Source organism: Bacteroides sp. RTP31139st1_H2_RTP31139_211217, assembly GCF_040227615.1.
Classification (GTDB): Bacteria; Bacteroidota; Bacteroidia; order Bacteroidales; family Bacteroidaceae; genus Bacteroides; species Bacteroides uniformis.
In genome coordinates this window covers 4,427-5,102 of record NZ_JBCNZM010000237.1, presented here as the reverse complement: position 1 = coordinate 5,102, position 676 = coordinate 4,427, and the positions used below count along the sequence as shown (strand labels likewise).

The following is a 676-nucleotide window of genomic DNA, read 5'->3' as shown; positions in this document are numbered from 1 at the left end:
GTCATAAACTATCGAAACGGAGAACTGATATGGGAACAATGTTAGCGCAAAAGAAACCCTTGGAAAGCATCCAACGAAGTCAGGCAATAAATTTCGTCGCAGAAATCTTTTATGATGAACTCCAATTTATTCTTGACCGGCGGCTGTTGGACCATACTATGGTTAATTGCCATGGTATGAACAGTCGTGTGAAATCCAGAGATGTATTAAGCGTTTCGGAACAGCATGTCGCAACGACAAATGCCGGCAAAGAATATATATTGCTGAATCTGGCAAGAAACAGCATCTACCATCAATTGCCGGAATTACTATTTCATCCCTTGGTGCTTAGCACACCGGGCATGAGCAATAAGGAGATAGTCGAAGCCATCCGAGCCAATGAAAAACAGGACAAAGAGCTGATTCAATTCTTTGCACCCTTTGATACTGAATTTTTCAAAGAAAAGGTCCGTATCAATAACCGCCATCTGAATTTCTTTTCCGACCCGGACTCCAAGAAGAACTTCATCAAGATGATTGAAGTAATGGAAAATATCGAGCTATCCATTACTCCCCATCAGAAATATAAGCTGTTCCTATTCCTCTACAATGCAGAACGGTATAAAGAGAACCTGCCCGCTATCGAGCAACTGTTCCTTATCGTTGTGGGATTGACGGTGTAACTGCGACTGGAAGT

1 pseudogene is annotated in these 676 nt (G+C 42.2%); it reads left to right on the top strand.

Going from position 1 to position 676, the window contains the following annotated elements:
* Positions 1–29: 29 nt before the first annotated feature.
* Positions 30–676, top strand: a pseudogene (locus ABUA47_RS22865) (hypothetical protein); the annotation flags it as partial.